This is a genomic window from Streptomyces sp. NPDC006510 (assembly GCF_040611955.1).
GTDB lineage: Bacteria > Actinomycetota > Actinomycetes > Streptomycetales > Streptomycetaceae > Streptomyces.
Genome location: NZ_JBEXPH010000006.1, coordinates 1 through 20,759, shown reverse-complemented (window position 1 = coordinate 20,759; position 20,759 = coordinate 1). Strand labels below are relative to the sequence as shown.

At 70.1% G+C, this 20,759-nt stretch carries 17 protein-coding genes; 3 read left to right on the top strand and 14 right to left on the bottom strand.

Going from position 1 to position 20,759, the window contains the following annotated elements:
- Window positions 1-26 precede the first annotated feature (26 nt).
- The 9 genes from ABZY11_RS03570 to ABZY11_RS03530 form a co-directional block, all read right to left on the bottom strand.
- Window positions 27-830, bottom strand: a complete 804-nt coding sequence (locus ABZY11_RS03570) for an HAD family hydrolase (protein ID WP_356477532.1) — start codon at window positions 828-830, stop codon at window positions 27-29.
- A complete protein-coding gene (serS, locus tag ABZY11_RS03565) occupies window positions 827-2,116 on the bottom strand; it encodes a serine--tRNA ligase (protein WP_356477531.1) in 1,290 nt (429 codons plus the stop codon). Before serS ends, ABZY11_RS03570 begins: the two co-directional genes overlap by 4 nt.
- 707 nt (window positions 2,117-2,823) lie before the next feature.
- Window positions 2,824-3,759, bottom strand: coding sequence for a prephenate dehydratase (gene pheA, locus ABZY11_RS03560; RefSeq protein ID WP_356477530.1), 936 nt, complete (start codon window positions 3,757-3,759; stop codon window positions 2,824-2,826).
- A 27-nt stretch (window positions 3,760-3,786) separates the two neighbouring features.
- The gene (efeB, locus tag ABZY11_RS03555; RefSeq protein ID WP_356477597.1) at window positions 3,787-5,055 is read right to left on the bottom strand and encodes an iron uptake transporter deferrochelatase/peroxidase subunit; all 1,269 of its coding nucleotides are present in this window, start codon (window positions 5,053-5,055) and stop codon (window positions 3,787-3,789) included.
- A gap of 128 nt (window positions 5,056-5,183) precedes the next feature.
- The gene (locus ABZY11_RS03550; RefSeq protein ID WP_356477529.1) at window positions 5,184-7,154 is read right to left on the bottom strand and encodes a copper resistance protein CopC; all 1,971 of its coding nucleotides are present in this window, start codon (window positions 7,152-7,154) and stop codon (window positions 5,184-5,186) included.
- A 14-nt stretch (window positions 7,155-7,168) separates the two neighbouring features.
- Complete coding sequence (locus ABZY11_RS03545) at window positions 7,169-7,618, bottom strand: copper chaperone PCu(A)C (RefSeq protein WP_356477528.1); 450 nt, start codon at window positions 7,616-7,618, stop codon at window positions 7,169-7,171.
- Window positions 7,615-8,268, bottom strand: a complete 654-nt coding sequence (locus tag ABZY11_RS03540; protein ID WP_356477527.1) for an SCO family protein — start codon at window positions 8,266-8,268, stop codon at window positions 7,615-7,617. Before ABZY11_RS03540 ends, ABZY11_RS03545 begins: the two co-directional genes overlap by 4 nt.
- Before the next feature lie 45 nt (window positions 8,269-8,313).
- On the bottom strand, window positions 8,314-9,051 hold the full coding sequence (locus ABZY11_RS03535) for a YcnI family protein (protein WP_356477526.1): 738 nt from the start codon (window positions 9,049-9,051) through the stop codon (window positions 8,314-8,316).
- Window positions 9,052-9,205: 154 nt separating this feature from the next.
- Complete coding sequence (locus tag ABZY11_RS03530; RefSeq protein WP_356477525.1) at window positions 9,206-10,009, bottom strand: hypothetical protein; 804 nt, start codon at window positions 10,007-10,009, stop codon at window positions 9,206-9,208.
- Between the two features lie 260 nt (window positions 10,010-10,269).
- Here ABZY11_RS03530 and ABZY11_RS03525 point away from each other — a divergent pair, with 260 nt between their 5' ends.
- Complete coding sequence (locus ABZY11_RS03525; RefSeq protein WP_356477524.1) at window positions 10,270-10,851, top strand: ATP-binding protein; 582 nt, start codon at window positions 10,270-10,272, stop codon at window positions 10,849-10,851.
- Window positions 10,852-10,906: 55 nt separating this feature from the next.
- Here ABZY11_RS03525 and ABZY11_RS03520 read toward each other — a convergent pair whose 3' ends face one another.
- Together ABZY11_RS03520 and ABZY11_RS03515 are read right to left on the bottom strand one after the other, a co-directional pair.
- Window positions 10,907-12,370, bottom strand: a complete 1,464-nt coding sequence (locus ABZY11_RS03520; protein ID WP_356477523.1) for an aminopeptidase P family protein — start codon at window positions 12,368-12,370, stop codon at window positions 10,907-10,909.
- A 140-nt stretch (window positions 12,371-12,510) separates the two neighbouring features.
- Window positions 12,511-13,857 (bottom strand): PP2C family protein-serine/threonine phosphatase, encoded by a 1,347-nt coding sequence (locus tag ABZY11_RS03515; protein WP_356477522.1) that lies wholly within the window; start codon window positions 13,855-13,857, stop codon window positions 12,511-12,513.
- Window positions 13,858-14,514: 657 nt separating this feature from the next.
- Here ABZY11_RS03515 and ABZY11_RS03510 point away from each other — a divergent pair.
- Complete coding sequence (locus tag ABZY11_RS03510; protein WP_356477521.1) at window positions 14,515-15,231, top strand: bifunctional DNA primase/polymerase; 717 nt, start codon at window positions 14,515-14,517, stop codon at window positions 15,229-15,231.
- An 821-nt stretch (window positions 15,232-16,052) separates the two neighbouring features.
- Here the strand turns inward: ABZY11_RS03510 and ABZY11_RS03505 are convergent.
- The 3 genes from ABZY11_RS03505 to ABZY11_RS03495 form a co-directional block, all read right to left on the bottom strand.
- Window positions 16,053-17,018: a DUF5926 family protein gene (locus ABZY11_RS03505; protein ID WP_356477520.1), complete on the bottom strand. Its 966-nt coding sequence runs from the start codon at window positions 17,016-17,018 to the stop codon at window positions 16,053-16,055.
- A gap of 201 nt (window positions 17,019-17,219) precedes the next feature.
- Complete coding sequence (locus ABZY11_RS03500; protein ID WP_356477519.1) at window positions 17,220-17,840, bottom strand: ATP-binding protein; 621 nt, start codon at window positions 17,838-17,840, stop codon at window positions 17,220-17,222.
- 53 nt (window positions 17,841-17,893) lie between these two features.
- The gene (locus ABZY11_RS03495; RefSeq protein ID WP_356477518.1) at window positions 17,894-18,727 is read right to left on the bottom strand and encodes a glycerophosphodiester phosphodiesterase; all 834 of its coding nucleotides are present in this window, start codon (window positions 18,725-18,727) and stop codon (window positions 17,894-17,896) included.
- Window positions 18,728-18,970: 243 nt separating this feature from the next.
- Between ABZY11_RS03495 and ABZY11_RS03490 the strand changes: the two genes are divergently transcribed.
- Complete coding sequence (locus ABZY11_RS03490; RefSeq protein WP_356477517.1) at window positions 18,971-20,434, top strand: trypsin-like peptidase domain-containing protein; 1,464 nt, start codon at window positions 18,971-18,973, stop codon at window positions 20,432-20,434.
- Window positions 20,435-20,759 lie beyond the last annotated feature (325 nt).

Sequence of the window (20,759 nt, the reverse complement as noted above, 5' to 3'; positions counted from 1 at the left end):
ACCCGTGCGTGGCCCTGCGTCCGCCCCTACGACTGGAGCAGACGTTCCAGCACCACGGCGATGCCGTCGTCCTCATTGGACGCGGTGATCTCCTGGGCCACGGCCTTCAGGTCCTCATGCGCGTTGGCCATCGCCACACCCCGCCGCGCCCAGGCGAACATCGGGATGTCGTTCGGCATGTCGCCGAAAGCCAGGGTGTCCGCGGCCTTCACGCCCAGCCGGCGCGCGGCCAGCGAGAGTCCGGTCGCCTTGCTCAGCCCCAGCGGCAGGATCTCCACCACTCCCGGACCGGCCATGACCACGTCCACGAGGTTGCCGACAGCCGCCCGCGCGGTCTTCGCCAGCGCGTCGTCGTCCAGATCGGGATGCTGGATGTAGACCTTGTTCAGGGGCGCGGACCACAGCTCGGCCGGGTCTTCCACGAAGACGGCCGGAAGCGGACCTTCCTGTACCCGGTAGCCGGGGCCGACCATCACTTCGCCGTCGAGCCCGTCCCGGCTCGCCGCCAGTGCCAGCGGACCGACCTCGGCCTCGACCTTGGACAGCGCGAGACCGGCGAGCTGGCGGTCCAGCGTCAATGAGGTCAGCAGCTTGCGCTCGCCCGCGTGGTAGACCTGCGCGCCCTGGCCGCAGACGGCGAGCCCTTCGTAGCCCAGGTCGTCCAGGATGTGTCGGGTCCAGGGGACCGCGCGGCCGGTGACGATGATGTGCGCGGCACCGGCCGCGGTGACCGAGGCCAGTGCGTCACGGGTGCGCCCGGAGACCGTGTCGTCGTTACGCAGCAGCGTGCCGTCGAGGTCGGTCGCGACGAGCTTGTACGGGAAGGTCACTTGGCGACCGGCTCCAGAACCTCGCGCCCGCCCAGATACGGCCGGAGCACCTCGGGCACCCGTACCGAACCGTCGGCCAGCTGGTGGTTCTCCAGAATCGCCACGATCGTGCGCGGTACGGCGCAGAGCGTGCCGTTCAGCGTGGCCAGCGGCTGGAGGACCTTCTTGCCGTCGCGGGTGTCGCGCATCCGGACGGACAGGCGGCGGGCCTGGAAGCCGTTGCAGTTCGACGCGGACGTCAGCTCGCGGTACTTGCCCTGCGTCGGGATCCACGCCTCGCAGTCGAACTTCCGGGAGGCCGAGGCACCCAGGTCGCCGGTGGCGACGTCGATCACCTGGAAGGGCAGCTCAAGAGCGGTGAGCCACTGCTTCTCCCAGTCGAGGAGCCTGCGGTGCTCCGCCTCGGCGTCCGCCGGGTCGACGTACGAGAACATCTCGACCTTGTCGAACTGGTGCACCCGGAAGATGCCCCGGGTGTCCTTGCCGTACGTACCGGCCTCGCGGCGGTAGCAGGGGGAGAAGCCCGCGTAGCGCAGCGGCAGCTTCTCGGCGTCGATGATCTCGTCCATGTGGTACGCGGCGAGCGGGACCTCGGAGGTGCCGACCAGGTAGTAGTCGTCCTTCTCCAGGTGGTACACGTTCTCCGCGGCCTGGCCGAGGAATCCGGTGCCTTCCATGGCGCGCGGGCGGACCAGCGCCGGCGTCAGCATCGGGACGAAACCGGCCTCGGTGGCCTGCGCGATTGCCGCGTTGACGAGGGCGAGCTCCAGGAGCGCGCCGACGCCCGTCAGGTAGTAGAAGCGCGAACCGGAGACCTTGGCGCCACGTTCCATGTCGATGGCGCCGAGCTTCTCGCCGAGCTCCAGGTGGTCCTTGGGCTCGAAGCCCTCGGCCCCGAAGTCACGGATCGTGCCGTGCGTCTCCAGGACGACGAAGTCCTCCTCGCCACCGACCGGTACGTCCTCGTGGACGATGTTGCCGATCTGGAGCATCAGGCTCTTGGCCTCGGCGTCGGCCTCGTCCTGTGCCGCGTCGGCGGCCTTGACGTCGGCCTTCAGCTGCTCGGCCTTCTTGAGCAGCTCGGCGCGCTCGTCGGGCGAGGCCTTGGGAATGAGTTTGCCGAGCGCTTTCTGCTCGGAGCGGAGTTCGTCGAAGCGGACACCGGACGACCTGCGCCGCTCATCGGCGGAGAGAAGGGCGTCGACGAGTTCGACGTCCTCTCCACGGGCGCGTTGGGAGGCGCGAACACGGTCGGGGTCCTCACGGAGCAGGCGAAGGTCAATCACCCCTCCAGGCTACCGGTGTGCACTTGCCCAGCTCGAACCGATATTGACGAGCGTGTCACTTTGCCCTAATTGCCTGAATTGGCAATGCTGGAGGGGATTGTGCGGCTGAAGTTGATCTCGATCGTCAATAAAAAGAGCCTACTCCCCTAAATGGGGCAGAAGGCTTCACTCGTCTTGACGTATCCCCCGTGCCCGGAAGGGCAGTTGACCGTTACTTGTCCACAGGTTCCTGGGGCTCCGAAAGTTATCCACAGGCTGTGAGGAAGATCTGTGGATGTCTGAGGAGGTCATTCCGAAAGCCGCGTGACGGCTCGCGGATTTCCCGTTCAAACCCACTTCAGACGCCCGTTCGGGTGGGAATTTCCCGTCCTGAAGAGTCGATCAATGGAATTGAGGTGACACGGGGCGACCCGGGCGACCTGTCGGCCTGTGGATGCATCTGGGCCGACTGGAGCAATATGTCGACCATGTCGCATTGGGGTGTCGACTTGTCCCCAGGTCGAGAACCGCCCCTGTGGATAACTCTGTGGATGCCGAAAATCGGCAGATAGCACCGACGGTCCTGGCGTGTTGAGACCCGGGCTCCGACTCGCTCCCGCCCCGCAGGGCGAAACCCGGTCGGTCCTAGTCGGTCCCGGGCGTCTTCGGCTCCTGGTCCCAGTCGGTCCCGGACGTCTTCGGGGGCCGGCCTTGCTGCCCCGGCCTCGTCAGCCCCGGCCGTCCATGTTTCTGGCCAGCCAGTCGGAGGCCTCCGTGAACTCCGCGTCCGACGTCCCCGCCCGCAGCGGCCGTACATCCTGCACCGCCACGCCGGCCCGGGGGTACGAACCCAGGAACCGTACCTTCGGGCAGATCCGCTTCAGCCCCATCAGCGCCTCGCCGACCCGGCGGTCCGCGATGTGCCCCTCGGCGTCCACCGCGAAGCAGTAGTTCCCGATGCCCGCCCCCGTCGGCCGCGACTGGATCAGCATCAGGTTCACCCCGCGTACCGCGAACTCCTGGAGCAGTTCGAGCAGCGCACCGGGGTGGTCCTCGCCCAGCCAGATGACCACCGAGGTCTTGTCCGCGCCCGTCGGCGCGGCCGGCCGGGCCGGGCGGCCCACCAGGACGAAGCGGGTCTGCGCGTTCACCGCGTCGTGGATCTCGGTCACCAGCGGTTCGAGACCGTAGGTCGCCGCCGCGAACTCACCGGCGAAGGCGGCGTCGTACCGGCCCTCCTGCACCAGCCGGGCGCCGTCCGCGTTGGAGGCCGCGGACTCCCACACGGCGTCCGGGAGGTGGGCGGCCAGCCAGTTGCGCACCTGCGGCTGCGCGGCCGGGTGCGCGGTGACCGACTTGATGTCGGACATCTTGGTACCCGGCCGCACCAGCAGTGCGAAGGTGATGGAGAGCAGCACCTCGCGGTAGATCATCAGCGGCTCGCCGGTGGTCAGCTCGTCGAGCGTCGCGGTGATGCCGCCCTCGACGGAGTTCTCGATCGGTACGAGCGCCGCCGCGGCGGCCCCGCTGCGCACCGCGTCCAGAGCTGCCGGTACGGAGACCATCGGGACGAGTTCGCGGGTGGCGGCTTCCGGGAGCGTACGGAGGGCGACCTCGGTGAAGGTGCCTTCGGGGCCGAGATATGCGTAGCGCGTGGCGGACATACCGTCACCCTAATGCGCCCCGGTGGCTCAGGACTCCAGTAGTCGCTGACCCACGTATTCGCCGTCCGCCGCACCGCCCGGCACCGCGAACAGACCGCTCGCCTCGTGCCGGATGAACGGCGACAGGGCATCTCCCCGGTCCAGCTTGCGCTGCACCGGAACGAATCCGCGCAAGGGGTCCGCCTGCCAGCAGATGAACAGCAGACCGGCGTCCGGAGTGCCGTCCGCCGAGATGCCGTCGTGGTACGAGAAGGGGCGCCGCAGCATGGCCGCACCGCTGTTCTTCTCGGGGGAGGAGATCCGGGCGTGGGCGTTGTCCGGGATCAGGAGCCTGCCGTCGGGGCCCGCCCGGTCGAGGTCCATCGCGGTGGTCTCGGTGCCGCCGCTCAGCGGAGCGCCGTCTTTCTTCCGGCGCCCTATGACCTGCTCCTGCCGTTCCACCGGGAGTTTCTCCCAGTCGTCGAGCAGCATCCTGATCCGGCGTACGACCGCGTACGAGCCGCCCGCGAGCCAGTCGTACTTCGCGTCGGTCTGCGCACCGTCCCCCGCATCGGTTCCGCCCGGGACGAAGATGCGGCGGTCGAAGTCGCTCTCGGCCGGTTTCGGGTTGCCGGTGCCGTCGATCTGGCCCATCAGATTGCGGGCGGTCATCGGCTGAGCCGTGGCGCCGGGGGCGCGGTTGAAGCCGTTCATCTGCCAGCGGACCCTGGCGGCCGGGGCGGCCTCCTTCTGCACGGCACGCAGCGCGTGGAAGGCGACGAGCGCGTCGTCGGCGCCGATCTGGACCCAGAGGTCACCGTTGGAGCGCTCGGCGTCGATGCGGTCGGAGGAGAAGGGCGGCAGCGGGTCGAGCCCGGGTGGGCGGCGGGCGGTCAGGCCTGTGCGTTCGAAGAAGGTCCGGCCGAAGCCGAAGGTGACGGTCAGCGAGGACGGTCCGGCATCCAGCGCGATCCCGGTGTCATGGTCCGGGCCGTCCGCCGCGCCGCTTCCGGCGGGGTCGCCGGCCATCAGGCGCTCGGCCGCGGTCGACCACCGGCGCATCAGGGCGGCGGCTTCCTTGCGTCCGGCACCGGGCACCAGGTCGAAGGCGACGAGATGGCCGCATGCCTGAAGCGGAGTGGTGATCCCCGGTTGATGTTTCCCGTGAAACATCACCCGGGTGGAGCCGACCGTGGTCAGTGCGGTGGGTTCGTCGGGCCGGGTCGCGGCATAGCCGGTGGCGCCGCCCGCCGCGCCCAGCACCAGTCCGGCCGCACCGGCCGCGCCCGCGCTGCCGATCAGCCGACGCCGGGAGATACCACCGCCGGCACGGGCATCGTCCTCCTGGTCGTCCCCGCTGCCACGGGTGTCGTCACCTCTGCTGCCCGCCGAGGTCTTCCTGTTCGCGGAGGTCTTCCTGCTGTTGTCTACGCTCACGATCCTGCTCAGCCGATCTTCATGTTCTTGTCGACGGTCGTCTGATCGATGTCCGACGTACGTACGGTCACGGCGACCTTCCAGTTGCCCGCCATCGGGATCTGGACGCCGTCTGCGGTCCAGTGGCCCTCGGCCAGCCGGGCCGGGACGACGGGGAGCGGGCCGATGTCCTTGGACTCCAGGGTGAAGGCGACCTTCACCTCGGGGATGTCCATGACCTGGCCGTCGCTGCCGTCGATCCACAGGTGGAGCTCATTGGCGCCGGTACGGGCGGGGATGATCTCCATCCGCACCGTTCCCTTGCCGTTCTTGCCGCCCGTGTCGAAGGGCAGCTTCATCTCGACCGGGCCTTGGGCTGCCGGGGCGGCCGCCGAAGTGCGGGCCGCTTCTTCCTCGGTACGCGCCGGCTCGGTCGAGGTCAGTACGGTCGTCACCGCCAGCAGCGCCACGGCGACTCCCACTTCCGCCAGTACCGACCTGCGGAGCCCGGACCGGTCGGGGTCGGCGTCGCGGATCCGCTTCTTCTCGGCGGTGGCCACGGCGGCCTGCTGCCGGGCGAGCTGAGCCGCCCGCGCGGGGTCCTCGGCCGTGGGCGCCGGTGCGCCCGGGACCTCGGCCTTGTCGGACGCCTCTGCCGAAGACCCCTTTCCGGCCCCGGCTCCGGTCTCGGTCCCGGCCTCCGTCGCCGCGCCGCCCCCGCCCGTGATCAGACGCGCCGTCCAGCGCCGCGAGATCCAGGCGACCCCGACCAGGACGGCGACGAGCCCCACCTTCACGAGCAGCAGTTGCCCGTATCCGGTGCCGGTGAGCGCGGACCAGGTGCCGACCTGGCGCCAGGACTGGTAGATCCCGGTCGCGGCGAGCACGATCACGCTGCCGAACGCGATGCCGGAGAAGCGGCGTACGGCCGTCACATCGATGTCGGGGGTCCGGTAGAGCGCGACCAGCAGGGCCGTGAGACCGCCGAGCCAGGCGGCGACGGCCAGCAGGTGGAGCACGTCGACCGGCATGGCGATGCCGGGCTGGATACCGGCCGAGGCGTGCTCGGCGAGCGCCCATGTACCGGCGATCCCGGCAGCGATCACCGTGCCGCCGATGGCCAGTCCGAAGGTGAGGTCCTTCTTCTCGCGCTCGTCCTCGCGCTTGGCGTAGGCCCCGAAGAGCACGGCGATGAAGAGCGCGGAAGCACCGAGCAACAGCAGTCGGGAGACGAGTGCGGCGCCGGGCTTGGTGTCGAGCACGGCCTTGAGACCGTCGAGGTCGAAGGCGTCCGCGAGCTTCCCGGACCCGGTGTACGGGTTGCGCAGGAGCAGCATGGCCAGGGTGGCGACGGTGAGGGTCATCCAGCCGCGTGCGACCAGGCGCTGCAGGGGACGGGCACCCGCGCCGCGCTGCCAGCAGGCCAGCACGAAGGTGGAGCCGCCGGCCAGCAGGATGAAACCGGCGTACGCGGCGTAGCGCGCGATGCCGTAGAGGGCGCCGACGAGGCCGCCCCCGGCCTCGTTCGTCGGGAGCGCCACGGTGGTCTTCGAGGGTGCTCCGACGGAGAAGGTGAAGGCGCCGGACACGGGGTGGCTGTCCGCGGACACGGCCTGCCAGGCGACGGTGTACGTGCCGTCGGGCAGTCCGGTGTGCAGCGAGATGCCGTACTTCACGGTGGAGCCGCTCTGCAGATCACGTGGTGCGCCGCCGGTGTCGGCGCGTTTGCCGTCGGGGTCCAGGACCCGGATGGAGTCGTCGCCGAGGGCGACCTGCTCGGAGAAGGTGAGTGTGACTTCCTTGGGAGCGGTGTCGACCACCGCCCCGTCCTGCGGATTGCTCCCGGTCAGTGCGGCATGCGCGGACGCCGGGCCCGCGCCTCCCAGCAACAAGCCGAACACCATGCCGATGAGGGTGGCGAGGAGTGCGGCCGCGGCGAGTGGGCGTCGCATCGCGGGAGTCGACGGGGTCGGTCCGAAGTGCGGGGCGGTGGCTGTCATGACGAGTCAGTCCCTCACTGTTTCTTCGGGTTGTGGGTGGTCTCCTTCACGGGAAGGTCGACCTTGATCGGGTCGGCCTTCTCGAAGTGCAGCTCCACGGGCACCGTCTCGCCCTGCTCGGGCTGCTGCTTGAGCTTCATGAACATGATGTGGTTCCCGCCGCGCTCCAGATCCAGCTCGCCGCCCGCGGGCACGTCGAAGGACGTCACCATGCGCATCGTCTGGTTCTTCGTCTCGTGCATCGTGACGTCGTCGGAGAGGGGGCTGGTGACGGAGGTGAGCCGGTCGGACGCCCCGCCGCTGTTCTTCACGACGAGGAAGCCGGCCGCCATGTCGCTGACGGGCTGCGGCATGAACGCGCCGGTCACCTTCAGCTCGGGCCTGCTCTCCGAGGACGAGCAACCCGCCAGCGTCAGCCCGGTGGTGAGGGCGATGACGCCGACGAGGGTGGTGCGGCGGTTCACGGGGTCTCCCCCTTGATGATCTTGGGAAGGTCCTTGGTGTAGTCGTCGGGCGAGGTGTCCTCGCTGTACACGAGGTACCCCTTGTCGGTCTTCGGGGAGAACGCGATGACCTGGGAGCCGTGCATCGAGACGACCGTGCCGTCCTTCTCCTTCTTCGGCGCGTCGATGCCGATGCCGATCTGGCGCGCGCCCGCCTGGATGGTCGGGAAGTCGCCGGTGAGGCCGATGAAGGAGGCGTCCTGGGACTTGAGCCAGCTGCCCAGCGAGGACGGGGTGTCCCGCTCGGGGTCGGTGGTCACGAAGACGACCTGGAGCTTCTCCTGGTCGGCCTTGGGCAGCGACTTCTTGGCGATGGCGATGTTGCTCATGATGAGCGGGCAGACGTCGGGGCAGTTGGTGTAGCCGAAGTAGATCAGGGTCGGCTTGCCCTTGGTCTGCTCCCGGAGGTCGTACTTCTTGCCGTGGGTGTCGGTGAGTACCAGATTCGGCTTGGTGAACGGCTGGTCAAGGGCGGTCGCGGCCTTGGTCTTCGCCTGGACCGACACATCGGCGATGGGCTTCTTGGTGCTGTCGTCGCTGCTGCCGCAGGCGGACAGGGTGAGCGCGGCCGCGGCGGCGAACGCCGCGGCCAGCACCGTTTTCTTGGGCATGGAGCACTGATTCCTGGTGGTCGGTGGGACGTGTGGGGCTGTGGATCAGGCGGCGCGGCGGCGGCCGGCGAGCACGCCGAAGGCCACCCCGGCCACGCCGATGACGATGCCGACGATGCCGAGGACACGGGCCGTGGTGTCGCTGGAGGACGTGTCCGAGGCGGCGGTCGTCTTCTTGTCCGCCGCGTGCTCGCCGGCGCCCTTGGCATCGGCGGCCGAGCCGTGCTCGCCGGCGGTCGCCGCGGTCAGGGCGAGGACGGGCGCCGGGCTCTCGGGCTCGGCGGCGCCGTCCTTCGGCTCCTCGATCCAGCGGACGACTTCCTTGTTGTCGTACGTCTGGATGGCCTTGAACACCAGCTGGTCGGCGTCCTCGGGGAGCTGGCCGATGGAGAGCGGGAACTGCTGGAAGTCGCCGGGGCGGATGCCGCGCTCGTCCTTGTCGCCCTTGGCGGTCCAGGTGACCTTGGAGACGGCCTCGTTGATCTTCTGGCCGTGCATCTCCATCGGCTTGGCCAGCTTGCTCTTGGTGACCTCGATGTCCCAGCCGGGTACGGCCTGCGGCATGACGGAGGCCAGCGGGTGGTCGGTCGGGAAGCTGACTTCGAGCTTGGTCGTCGAGGCGTCGTCGCGTTCGTTGGGGACCTTGAAGTTGACGGTGGCGTAGCCGCCCTTGGCGGCCTCGCCCTGCGGCTGCACGCTGACGTGCGCGGAGGCGGTACCGGCGAGGAGCAGGACGGTGGACGCGGCGAGGCCGCCGGCGAGGGCGATGCGGGAAACGTTCATGACAGGGATTACTCCACGGAAGCACGAAGGAAAGGCGGTCCGGCGCGCGGGTGCGCGACGGCATCACGACACCTCTCCTCTCCTTCCCGAGCGGCGGGTATGCGCGACCGGGTACGGCACGGAGCGGTCCGTGCGCCGGGTGGAGGGTGTCGCGTCAGGCTGCGAGCGCGTACGCGGCGGGCGGACCGCGCCTGATCACCAGGTGCTGCAACGGGTCCCCGGCGGCGGGGGCCGGGGCGTCGACTGCCGTACGGGCGGTGCACGGCCCGGTCGTGGGGCCGCCGGGAAGTCCGGCGCGCAGGGCGTCGACCAGGGCGAGCGCCGCGCGCAGCGCGCGCAGCCGGGCCCCGGCAGCGATCTGCTGGGCGCCGTGCGCGGACAGCCGGACGAGCCGGAACAGGGCGATCTCGCCGCGGCGCAGCAGCCAGCCGGTGACCACCGCAGCCAGCAGGTGGCCGAGCACCATGGGCAGGTCGGGCAGCAGAGCGGCGAGGGCGGCCGGATCCGTGCCGGACGCGGCGGCCATGTGCTGGTGGCCGCCGGCCGCCACCGACGCCGGGTCGATGCCCGCGGTGGTGACGATGCGTTGCGCCTCGGCGGCACTCAGCTGCGCCGGCCCGGCCCCGCACACGAGGCTCGCGGCGAACCGGATCAGTGAGTCGTCGCCCGCTGCGGCGTTCGCCGGGGTGCCGTGCGTACCCATGCCGAACAGGGCGTGCAGGGCGATCTGTCCGCCCGCGAGTGCGGCGGCGATGGACGGCAGTGAACGCTCGCGTCCGGCGAGCGGTGCCACCACCGCGGACATGCCCAGGAATCCGGCGAGCAGGGTCCACCAGGGGACGGGCGCGCAGGAGGCCAGGGAGTGACCTGCCGCGGACAACGCGACACAGACCGCGGTGAACACCGCGGTCCTCAGGAGCCGCAGACCGGCTCCGGCGCGTGCGACAGGCATAGACATGGCGGGGCCATCATCGCACCGAGCCCCCGGGCTCCGTGCGGCAGGTCCGGAAGGTTGTCTTCCGTCCGATTGGAGCGTGCCGGGGCCGCGGTGGCCGGTTCAGGACGCCGGTCGGGGGGCGTCGGCCGGGTCGGGCATACACGGGTGTACGGAGCGCTGGTATCCGCCGAATGAGCGGTCTCACATCCGGTCTGCGCTTATGAACGGTGCTGCGCGGCAATAGGTATCGGTATGTCGAGCCGCAGCCAGGAGGCTGGAGCATGAGCATCTGGTGGTCCCTCCATTTGCGGCGCGAGGCCGCGAGCGTTCCGCTCGCCCGTCGCTTTCTGCTGGGCACGATGGAGACCGCAGGCGTGGATCCGGACATCTCCTTCGACCTGTCGGTCGCACTCAGCGAGGCCTGTGCCAACGCCGTCGAGCACGGCGGTGACCACAGCGTCCAGGAGAGCCAGGCCGACCAAGGCGGTGCCCGGGACCCGTGGGACGTATGGGACGAGCTGCCCGGGGCCGCCTCGGGGCAGTACCGGGTCACCGCCTATCTGGACGGCGAGAAGTGCCGGATCGAGGTCGCCGATTCTGGGCCCGGTTTCCCAGCCCGGCGCACGCACCGCACCTCCGCACAGCAGCACGGAACCCAGCAGCACGGAACCCGGGAGTACGGACCCCAGCAGTACGAACCCCGGCAGTACCCGCCGCTCAGTGCCGAGGACGGGCGGGGGCTGTGTCTGATCGAGCAGCTCGCCGACCACGTGCACTTCGGCAACCGCCCCGGCCAGGGTGCCGTGGTCAGCTTCGACAAGGTCCTGAAATGGCGGAAGGACGCCCTGCTCATGGTGTCCTGAGCAGGGCGTCCTTCGACGCATGGGGCCCGTCGCCGGACCCGCCGGATGTTCCGGATCAGCCCTTGAGCCGAGCCATCCACTCCTCGACCTCGTCCGCCCGGCGCGGCAGCTTGTCGGAGAGGTTCCGGTTGCCGTCCTCGGTGACGAGGATGTCGTCCTCGATCCGGACGCCGATGCCCCGGTACTCCTCGGGCACGGTCAGGTCGTCGGTCTGGAAGTACAGACCGGGCTCGACCGTGAGACAGACGCCGGGCTCCAGGGTTCCGTTGACGTACGTCTCGGTGCGCGCGGCGGCGCAGTCGTGGACGTCCATGCCGAGCATGTGGCCGGTGCCGTGCAGCGTCCAGCGGCGCTGGAGCCCCAGCTCCAGGACCTTGTCCACGGACAGGTCGCCCAGCAGGCCCCACTCGACGAGCTTCTCGGCGAGTACCCGCTGTGCGGCGTCGTGGAAGTCGCGGTAGTCGGCGCCGGGCTTGACGGCGGCGATGCCCGCCTCCTGGGCCTCGTACACGGCGTCGTAGATCTTCCGCTGCAGCGGCGTGAACGTGCCGTTGATCGGAAGGGTGCGGGTCACGTCGGCGGTGTAGAGGTCGTTGGTCTCCACGCCGGCGTCGAGCAGCAGCAGCTCGCCGGAGCGCACCGGGCCGTTGTTGCGCACCCAGTGCAGGGTGGTGGCGTGCGGGCCGGCCGCGCAGATCGAGCCGTAGCCGATGTCGTTGCCCTCGATGCGGGCGCGCAGGAAGAAGGTGCCTTCGATGTAGCGCTCGCTCGTCGCCTCGGCCTTGTCGAGGACCTTCACGACGTCCTCGAAGCCGCGCGCGGTGGCGTCGCAGGCCTTCTGGAGCTCGGCGATCTCGAAGGCGTCCTTGACCAGCCGGGCCTCGGACAGGAAGACGCGCAGCTCCTCGTCGCGCTCCGCGGTGACCTTGTCGGTCAGCGCGGCCTCGATGCCGGCGTCGTGGCCGCGGACGTTACGGACCGGGCCGGTGGCCCCGGTCAGCGCGGCGGGGAGCTCGCGGACGTCCTTCGCCGGGATGCCCAGCAGCTGCTCGGCCTCGGCGAGGGAGTGACGGCGGCCGACCCACAGCTCGCCCTGGCCGTCGAGCCAGAACTCGCCGTTCTCGCGGTTGGAGCGCGGCAGCAGGTGGATGGTCGCCTCGTGACCGTCCTCGGTCGGCTCCAGGACGAGGACGCCGTCCTGGGTCTGGTCGCCGGTGAGGTACGCGTACTCGGTGGAGGCGCGGAAGGCGTACTCGGTGTCATTGGAGCGGGTCTTCAGGTTGCCCGCGGGGATGACCAGTCGCTCACCGGGGAAACGCGCGGAGAGCGCGGCGCGGCGGGCGGCCGTGTGTGCGGCCTGGGCGATCGGTTCGAGGCCGTGCAGTTCGGTATCGGCCCAACCGGACTTCATGTTCGCGGCGAGTTCATCGGAGACGTCCGGGTACAGGCCGTTCTTCCGCTGCTTGACCGTCTCTTCTTCCTCGGTCTCCGGGTTCTCCGGGGTGAGCTCCTCAGCCACGATTTGTCTCTCCTTGATACGACACTGGACCCCGACCATCGTACGGGCGTACGGAAGGGGGCACAGGGCCGGAAGACCTGTTACATGGCTGGGCCGGGAGTGCCGCGAGGATCAGAGCGCCGGGAGGCTACCGGGCGCCTTCACTCGAAACGCGCGGCCAGTACGACCACGTCCTCGGCGCTGTCGCTCCGTTCGAGCCCGTCCGGCAGCACGGTGCGCAGCACATGGTCGGCGACGGATCCGGCGTCGTGGCGCATCGCCTTCGGCACCGACGCGGCCGCCGAGTGGAGCCGCGCGAAGGACCGGTCCGTCGAGTTGCCGGTGCGGCGCAGCAGTCCGTCGGTGTAGAGCAGAACGGTTTCGCCGGGAGCCGGGGTGATCTCCACGCTGGGCGCCTCCCAGCAGGCGAGCATGCCCAGCGGCGCGGAGACCGAGGTCTCGATGAACTCGGTGCGCCGGTCGCCGATGACGAGCGGCGGGGTGTGGCCCGCGCCGGCCAGCAGGATCTTGCGCTCGGCGGGTTCGCAGTAGGCGAAGAGCGCGGTCGCGGTACGGGCCGGTTCGGTGAGCCGCAGCAGCAGTTCCAGATCGGAGAGCACGGCGACCGGATCCTCGCCCTCCATTACGGCGTACGCCCGCAGGCCGGCCCGCAGCCGTCCCATGGCGGCCAGGGCGCTCGGCCCGGAGCCGTTCACCGAGCCCACGGCGAGACCGAGCGCACCCTCCGGCAGCGCCAACGCGTCGTACCAGTCGCCGCCACCCTGCGCCGCCCTGCGGTGACGGGCGGCCAGCTGTACTCCGGCGACCCGGGGCAGCCGGGTGGGCAGCAGTTCCTCCGCGACGGTGGCGACATCGGCCTTGGCCCGCTCCAGCTCCAACAGCCTGGCCAGGTGCTCACCGGCGTATCCGGCGTAGAGGCCGATGAGATGGCGCTGGCGCTCCAGCGGTTCGGCGGGTTCGTCGTACAGCCAGACGGCGGCCCCGAGCCGGCCGGTCGCCTCGGCAGTGATCGGTACGGCGTAGCTGGCGGCGTACCCGAGCCGGGCGGCGACTTCGCGGCGGCGGGGGTCCAGGCCGGTGTCGCCGAGCAGGTCGGGGGTGGTCTGCGCGCCTTCGGTGTCCGGGAGCCCTTCCAGGATCCGGCCGTAGGAGGTGGCGGTGCGCGGCACCGTCTCGATCTGCCCGAGCTCGGCATGGGCGAGCCCGAGGCCGATGGTGCTCACGGGGCCGCGCCGGTCGGACGGTTCGAAGGCGACCAGGCCCCGGCGGGCGCCGACCAGGGAGGCTCCGGCGTCCAGCAGCTCGTGGAGTGCGTCGTCGAGCGTGCCGGTTCTGGCCAGCTGCTCGGTGAGTTCGTGCAACGTGGTGAGGTCGGAGACCCAGCCGGCGAGCCGGTCCTGGATGAAGGCTCCCGGGGCGGAGGACGCTTCGGACAGTGGCCCGGCAGTGTGCGCTGAAACCGGAACTTTGGGATCGATTCCAGCCACTTTCGGCAGGTGTGGGGCGCTCATGGTCGTCGGCTTTCCGACCAGTGCGTTCTGTCGAATAGCATCGCAAACCCCCATGTCATACTGCGCCGCTATCAGTGCATCCGCATGTACACGTAGCACCACATGTACACGCACAAGTGAGGCGATGTCCAGCATTGTCCGTACGGTATTTATGGTGTCCGAGCGGCTGCTAAGTTGGCCAAAAAACGCACCCCGCGGCAGGCATTTGCGGTCGACTGGGCGTGCTCGAACAGGGGGTGTTCTCGGGGTGAAGTCCCGGAGGGAGCGTCATTTCGGGCATGCTGGGTACGTAATCGATGAAGGTCAGGGGCAGTTCGATCGCCCCGGAACCCGGCAGTGGGCCCGGACGTCCTCTCTTGTGACGGCCACGCCCCCACCCCCGAGTGGCGGGGTTTGCACCTTGGGACGGCAGGCGCGATACCTGCGCTGCTCCTCGCCATGCTTGTCCGGACCTGTTCGTCCGGACCCGTCTCGCACCTGCTCGACTCGGCTCGGCCCACGCTCGGTACCGACGACCCACCCGTACCGCAGATTTGAAGAGCATGTACGCACAGTGAATTGATGTACACGTACAGCGACTCACACGTGGTGTGAAGTGGACTCTCGGCGTTCAACGGAAAGGAACGAGCGCTCATGCGCGAGATCCTCGGAAGGCGACGCAGGCTCCGGCGCAGGGGAAGGCCCGCCCAGCTCGACGCGGCTCTGACCTGTGCCTCCGCATGGCAGTGGCCAGTGCTCCCCGGAGTGGGGCTGGAGGCGGCCGGTGGTCGCGGTGGCCGTGGCCGCGGCTGCGCCTGTCCTGATCCCGAGTGCGCCGTGCCCGGCGCACACCCCTTCGATCCCGGTCTCCTCGCGGCGACCACCGACGAGCGCATGGTGCGCTGGTGGTGGGCCAACCGGCCCACAGTTCCGATCCTCCTGGCCACCGGAGGGCGCGCCCCGTGCGCGCTGAGCCTGCCGGCCGTGGCCGCCGCCCGGGCGCTGGTCGAGCTGGACCGGATGGGCGTGCGGCTCGGACCGGTGGTGGCGACGCCGACCCGGTGGTCGCTGCTGGTCGCCCCGTACACCCTCGAACGGCTCGGTGAGCTGCTGTACGCCCAGGACTGGGTACCCAGTTCGCTGCGTTTCCACGGGGAGGGCGGCTATCTCGTCCTTCCGCCGTCCGAAGTGGGGGCGGGGCAGGTGCGCTGGGAGCGGATTCCCTCCCCGGAGGCCGGACCGCGTCCGAACGGCAGGGGCCCGGCTCCGGCGTCCGCCGCGCCGTGGCTGCCGGACGTGGGGGCGGTGCTGGACGCGCTGGTCGAGGCGAGCAGCGGCGCACCGGACGGCGGCAGCCGGCTCGCGTACTGACAGGTACCGGAGCGAAGGGGCGAGCCGCGCCGGCCCCGGTATTCCGTCGGAATATCCGGCGGAACGTCAGAAACTCATGCGAAGCTGACAGACGAGGTTCGTGACTGTCGGGGTGATCGGTTTCCCGCGGGCGGATACGGTCGCGGATCCGATCGCGGCCCGTGCCGCACAAATGCAAAGTCTGCCGCTGCAAAGTCTGGCGGCAGAAGACTTTCTGACGGCCTTTCCGGAACGCCCCGGACGGAGTTTTCGAATATCTATTCGACTAACCCCGAAGTGGGGTGGCGGCGGGTATTCGTGGAGATCGTCCGGCATCCGGTACCCGGCATTCGATATCTGGCATTCGGTATCCGGTATCTGTCCGAGACCGGTCGGTCCCCGCGCGGTTCACCGACGCGCCGGGCGTCCGGGCTCCTGCGGTGGTCACGGTTCCGTCGGCCCTCCAGCTCTCCCGTTCCGTCGGTCGTACGCAGGGGGTCTGCTGTCGAGTGGGGAATGTGGGGGAAGCAAAGGATGTGGGACGGGGTACTCGCTGGCGGGGCGGTCGTGGACCGTAGTGCCCGATGAGCCGGGGCGTACCGGCGAGGGGCTTGTGCGCCGGCTCGTGCGCCGCGTCGCGCACTGTGCGCCGTGCCCGGAAATGAGGATGCCCGATCGCTGGCGACGGGGGATGCACCAGCGACCGGGCTTCTAGAACGGTAACAAGAGATCTGCCGTTCGCAAATTCGATCTCGCGTATTCGGACAGGGATTTACCTGTGAGTACGGGGAGTTGTGACGCGAGTCACCCGACGGGCCCTGCGGGTCCGGTGGGTGTCACCGTCAACTGAGCGTCACCTGGCGGTTGGTGAGCCCGCCACGGGCCCGCCGCTCCTCGGCGGTGAGCGGTGCGTCCGAGGCGAGCGCCGCGGTCAGTCGCTCCGCGAACTCGGCCGCGGGCTTCTCGCACTCCTCGGCCCCCATCGCGCTCGGCAGGTCCCAGACCGGGACCATCAGCCCGTGCGCCCGGAAGGAGCCGACCAGCCTGGTCCCTTCGCCCAGCGAGGAGGTGCCGGCGGTGTGCAGCCGGGCGAGCGCGTCGAGCAGCCGTTCCTCGGCGTGCGGCATGACCCAGCGAAGGTGGTTCTTCTCCGGGGTCTCGCACCAGTAGGCGGCATCCACGCCGGCGAGCCGCGTCGTCGGGATCGCCGCCTCGTTGGCGCGCTCCAGGGAGGCGGACACCTCGGGTGTGGCGTTCTCCGCGTCCGGAACCCAGAACTCGAAGCCGGAGTGGACGACGGGCTCGAACGCCGCGTCGGGGTCGAGCACGTCCTGGAGCCGGGGGCCGTCGGCCGGCACGCGCTGCGCCGCCACGGGCGAACCGGGCTCGGCGGCAAGCGCCCGCCGCAGGGTGTCCGCGAGGTCACGGCTGAGGTCGCCGGACGGGGTGTCGTTCTGCAGGGCGAGCAGCACCGAACCGTCGTCGCGGCGAAGCGCCGGCCAGGCCATCGGCAGGACGGTCGCGAGCGTCACCGAGGGCACGCCCTCGGGCAGCCCGTCCTTCAGCGTCAGCGCGACCGTGGCGGCGGGCACCAGCTCGCGCAGCGCGACCCAGTCGCACTCGCCGGCCAGACCCTCGAAAGGGCGGTGGACGAGCTCGGTCACGGCCTGGGCGGCGGCGCGGCCGTGACATGCCTTGTAGCGGCGGCCCGAACCGCACGGGCAGGGCTCACGAGCCCCGACCACCGGGATCTCGCCATCCTTGAGTTGCTGCTTCCCGGCCTTGGTCTGAGGGCGCTTCTTGGCCATGGTGGGCTTTCTCCCGTTTGCGACAGTGCGGTCTGGGCCGCGAGCCTAGCCGTCCCTGTCACATCCGGGACACACGCGCCCACACGTCCGGCGGAACCGGGGTGCGGAACGCGCCTTTCCGCGTGCCCGCGCATCGTTGCGTATGCCCGTACAGGTGCCGCGCCCCCCGCCGCCGCGGCGGCGGGTATCCGCGCCGGAACGTCAGCCGACGTCGTCGAAGGCGTCCGCGAAGCCCAGCGCGTCGAGCCCCGACACGCCCGGCCCCGGCGTACCCGGCACCCCGGACTCCTGCCCGTGTCCCTCGTTGACGAGGACCCAGACGGTCACTTCACCGGACGAACTGTCGCGTACGCCCCACTCGTCGGCGAGCGCACTGATGATGTTGAGCCCGCGGCCGCCACGCGCCGTGACCGACGGCGTGGCCGGAACCGGACGGGTCGGACCGCCTCCGTCCGTCACCTCGACGGTCAGCCCGCCCGTTCTGTCGACGCGCCATGCGGCGCGGACGTCGCCGTCACCCACATCCGTGTGCCGGCCCAGTGGCCTGCCGTGCCGGCAGGCATTGCTGAGCAGTTCGGAAAGAATCAGTACAGCATCGTCGACGACCGAATCCGACACCCCGTGGCTGCGCAACTGCTCGCGCATCCGGTGCCGCGCCTGGCCCACGCCCGCAGGGCCATGGGGTACGGCCATGCTCGACGACGTGGGCACTTCCTGTGCCACCACCAACGCCACCCCCGAGACCTCCTTTGCCCCACGCCACGGAGTGGATGCCCCCCTGGACTGGACCGGAAACCGGCCAATGGACTGCCGGTGACGCACTCGTAACGATCAAATACGGTTCGAATGCGCCGGTGTACTCCGTGTAACTGATGTTAAGAGCGTCCCAGTTGTGACAGAACCTGTTTGGGGCGGTTCGTGATGATTGCCTCGACGCCCAGGTCGACGCAGAGTTCCACGTCCTCCGGTTCGTTCACCGTCCAGACGTGCACGCGGTGCCCCGCACGGTGCAGCCGCTCGATGTATCCGGGGTGGTTGCGTACGATCCGCATCCCGGGGCCCGCGATCCGCGCCCCGGCCGGCAGCCGCCCGTCGCGCAGTCGTGGCGAGAGGAACTGCATCAGGTACACGGTCGGCAGGGTGGGGGCCGCGGCCTGGATGCGGTGCAGGGAGCGCGCCGAGAAGCTCATGACGCGTACCGGTGACAGGTCGTCGGTCGAGGGGTCGTCGAGCTCGAAGTGCTTCAGCAGATGCAGCAGCCGCTCCTCGACCTGGCCCGCCCAGCGGGTGGGGTGCTTGGTCTCGATCGCCAGCTGGAGCGGACGCCCGGCGGCCCGGGTCTCGACGACGAGTTCGAGCAGTCGCTCCAGGGTGAGTACGGAGGTGAGTTCCCCCGGCACCGGATCCCAGTCCGGGGACTCCGACTCCTCGCGGTCCTTCCAGGAGCCGAAGTCGAGGGCGGCGAGTGCGGAGAGCTCCAGGGTGGAGACGGCGCCGCGGCCGTTGGAGGTGCGGTTCACCCGGCGGTCGTGCACGCACACGAGGTGGCCGTCGGCGGTGAGCCGTACGTCGCACTCCAGGGCGTCGGCGCCGTCCTCGATCGCCTTCCGGTACGCGGCCAGGGTGTGCTCGGGGGCGTCGTCGGACGCGCCCCGGTGAGCGATGACCTGGATGGGGTGGTGCGTGGGCTGCTGGCGTGCGTGGGTCACCGCGTCATCGTGTCACCGGGAGGCGACCGCTGTGCACACGTTGTGCGGCGGATGTGCGCACCCCGCGCCGCGGCGGCGGTGCGTCTTGCCTCGTGAGACCGTTTTGCCCGATGTAAAGATTGGTGTGCGGATGCACAGGTCCTGCTTACAGTGGCCTGACGTGCCTTGGGAAAGGCTGTTACGGGACACGTACACAGCGGATCTCTTGCCAAAAATTGATGTGGAACCGAGGAGTAAAGAGCTGTGAGCACAGAGAACGAGGGCAACGAGGGCACTGCGGCCGAGGCCGTTCCGTCCGTTCCGTCCGCACCTCCCGTGCCGGCCGATGCTCCTCAGGGGCCACCCGGGAGCACGCCCGCGTCCACCCCCGCCCCGGTGGCCGAACCGACCACCGCCGCCGCCACCCCCATGGCTCCCGTCCCGGAGACACCTCCCCACGCACCCCATACCCCACACGCAGCCCATGCGCCTCAGTCGGCAGCCGAGGCCAACTGGCCGCCCCCGCCCGCCGTGCCCGCGTACGCGTCCCACGGTGCGGGCGGTGGCGATCCGGTCTGGGGCGCCCCGCCCCAGTCGTACGCCCCCGAAGGCCAGCGCAGGCGCGGCATGGGCGGGCTGGTGGCGGCGGTGGCGGCCGCGGCGCTGATCGCCGGCGGCATCGGCGGCGCCCTCGGCTACTGGGCGGCCGACCGAAACGGCTCCGGCTCGACCACGGTTTCGGCCTCGGCCAACCCGCAGGACCTCAAGCGCGATCCCGGTACGGTCGCGGGCGTCGCGGCCAAGGCGCTGCCCAGCGTCGTCACCATCGACGCACAGGGCGGTGACGGCGAGGGCGGTACGGGTACCGGCTTCGTCTACGACAAGGAGGGCCACATCCTCACGAACAACCACGTGGTGGCCTCCGCGGCGGACAGTGGCCAGCTCACGGTGACGTTCTCCAACGGCAAGAAGTACGGCGCCGAGGTGGTCGGCCGGGCGCAGGGCTACGACGTCGCCGTTCTGAAGCTGAAGAACCCGCCGTCGGGGCTCGCCCCGCTGGCCCTCGGCAATTCGGACCAGGTCGCGGTGGGCGATTCCACGATCGCGATCGGCGCCCCGTTCGGCCTGTCCAACACGGTCACCACGGGCATCATCAGCGCGAAGAACCGCCCGGTCGCCTCCGGCGACGGCTCCGGCGGCAGCAACTCGTACATGAGCGCCCTGCAGACCGACGCCTCGATCAACCCGGGCAACTCCGGCGGCCCGTTGCTCGATGCGCGCGGTGCGGTGATCGGCATCAACTCGGCCATCCAGTCGACCGGCAGCAGCGTCGGCCAGACCCAGGCGGGCTCCATCGGCCTCGGCTTCGCGATCCCGATCAACCAGGCGACGAATGTCGCCCAGCAGCTGATCAAGACCGGCAAGCCGGTCTACCCGGTGATCGGCGCCACGGTCACCATGGACGAGAAGACCGGCGGCGCGGTCATCTCCGACCAGGGGGCGGACGGTACGGCAGCCGTGTCGAAGGACGGCCCCGCGGACCGGGCCGGCCTCAGGGCGGGAGATGTCATCACGAGGTTCAACGACACCGCGATCGACAGCGGGCCGACCCTGATCGGCGAGATCTGGACCCACAAGCCCGGCGACCGGGTAACGCTGACCTACAAGCGCGACGGCCGGACGGCAACGGCCGAGGTCACTCTGGGGGAGCGCAACGGCGACAGCTGACCGGCCGGTCGGCCACCCCGACGGCATCCCGCGTCGAAGGGCCCCGCACATGCGGGGCCCTTCGCGCATCCGCCCGCGACGAGCCGTCCGCCCGGCGGGCCGTCCGCCCACATCCGGCAGTCCGACTACTGGAGTGCGTCGGCCCGGCTCCACTGCCATTAGCTGACGGTCGAGTCGTCGCCGATGGCGGCGCCCGGCGTGCCGGAACGCTAGTGCCGCATCAGGCAACCTTTGCCCTGTTGTGATGTGACGCGCCGTCCGGGTGCTGTGGTGGACGGCGCGTGGGCGTCATTCTGTCCGGGTGGCAGAACGAGTGCGTGTCCGA

Bases quoted from the DNA above. Each gene is read 5' to 3' on its own strand.
- ABZY11_RS03510 (WP_356477521.1), top strand. From the start codon at position 14,515: ATGCGCGAGATCCTCGGAAGGCGACGCAGGCTCCGGCGCAGGGGAAGG.
- ABZY11_RS03540 (WP_356477527.1), bottom strand. From the start codon at position 8,268: ATGCCCAAGAAAACGGTGCTGGCCGCGGCGTTCGCCGCCGCGGCCGCG.
- ABZY11_RS03535 (WP_356477526.1), bottom strand. From the start codon at position 9,051: ATGAACGTTTCCCGCATCGCCCTCGCCGGCGGCCTCGCCGCGTCCACC.
- ABZY11_RS03505 (WP_356477520.1), bottom strand. From the start codon at position 17,018: ATGGCCAAGAAGCGCCCTCAGACCAAGGCCGGGAAGCAGCAACTCAAG.
- ABZY11_RS03525 (WP_356477524.1), top strand. From the start codon at position 10,270: ATGAGCATCTGGTGGTCCCTCCATTTGCGGCGCGAGGCCGCGAGCGTT.
- ABZY11_RS03550 (WP_356477529.1), bottom strand. From the start codon at position 7,154: ATGACAGCCACCGCCCCGCACTTCGGACCGACCCCGTCGACTCCCGCG.
- pheA (WP_356477530.1), bottom strand. From the start codon at position 3,759: ATGTCCGCCACGCGCTACGCATATCTCGGCCCCGAAGGCACCTTCACC.
- ABZY11_RS03530 (WP_356477525.1), bottom strand. From the start codon at position 10,009: ATGTCTATGCCTGTCGCACGCGCCGGAGCCGGTCTGCGGCTCCTGAGG.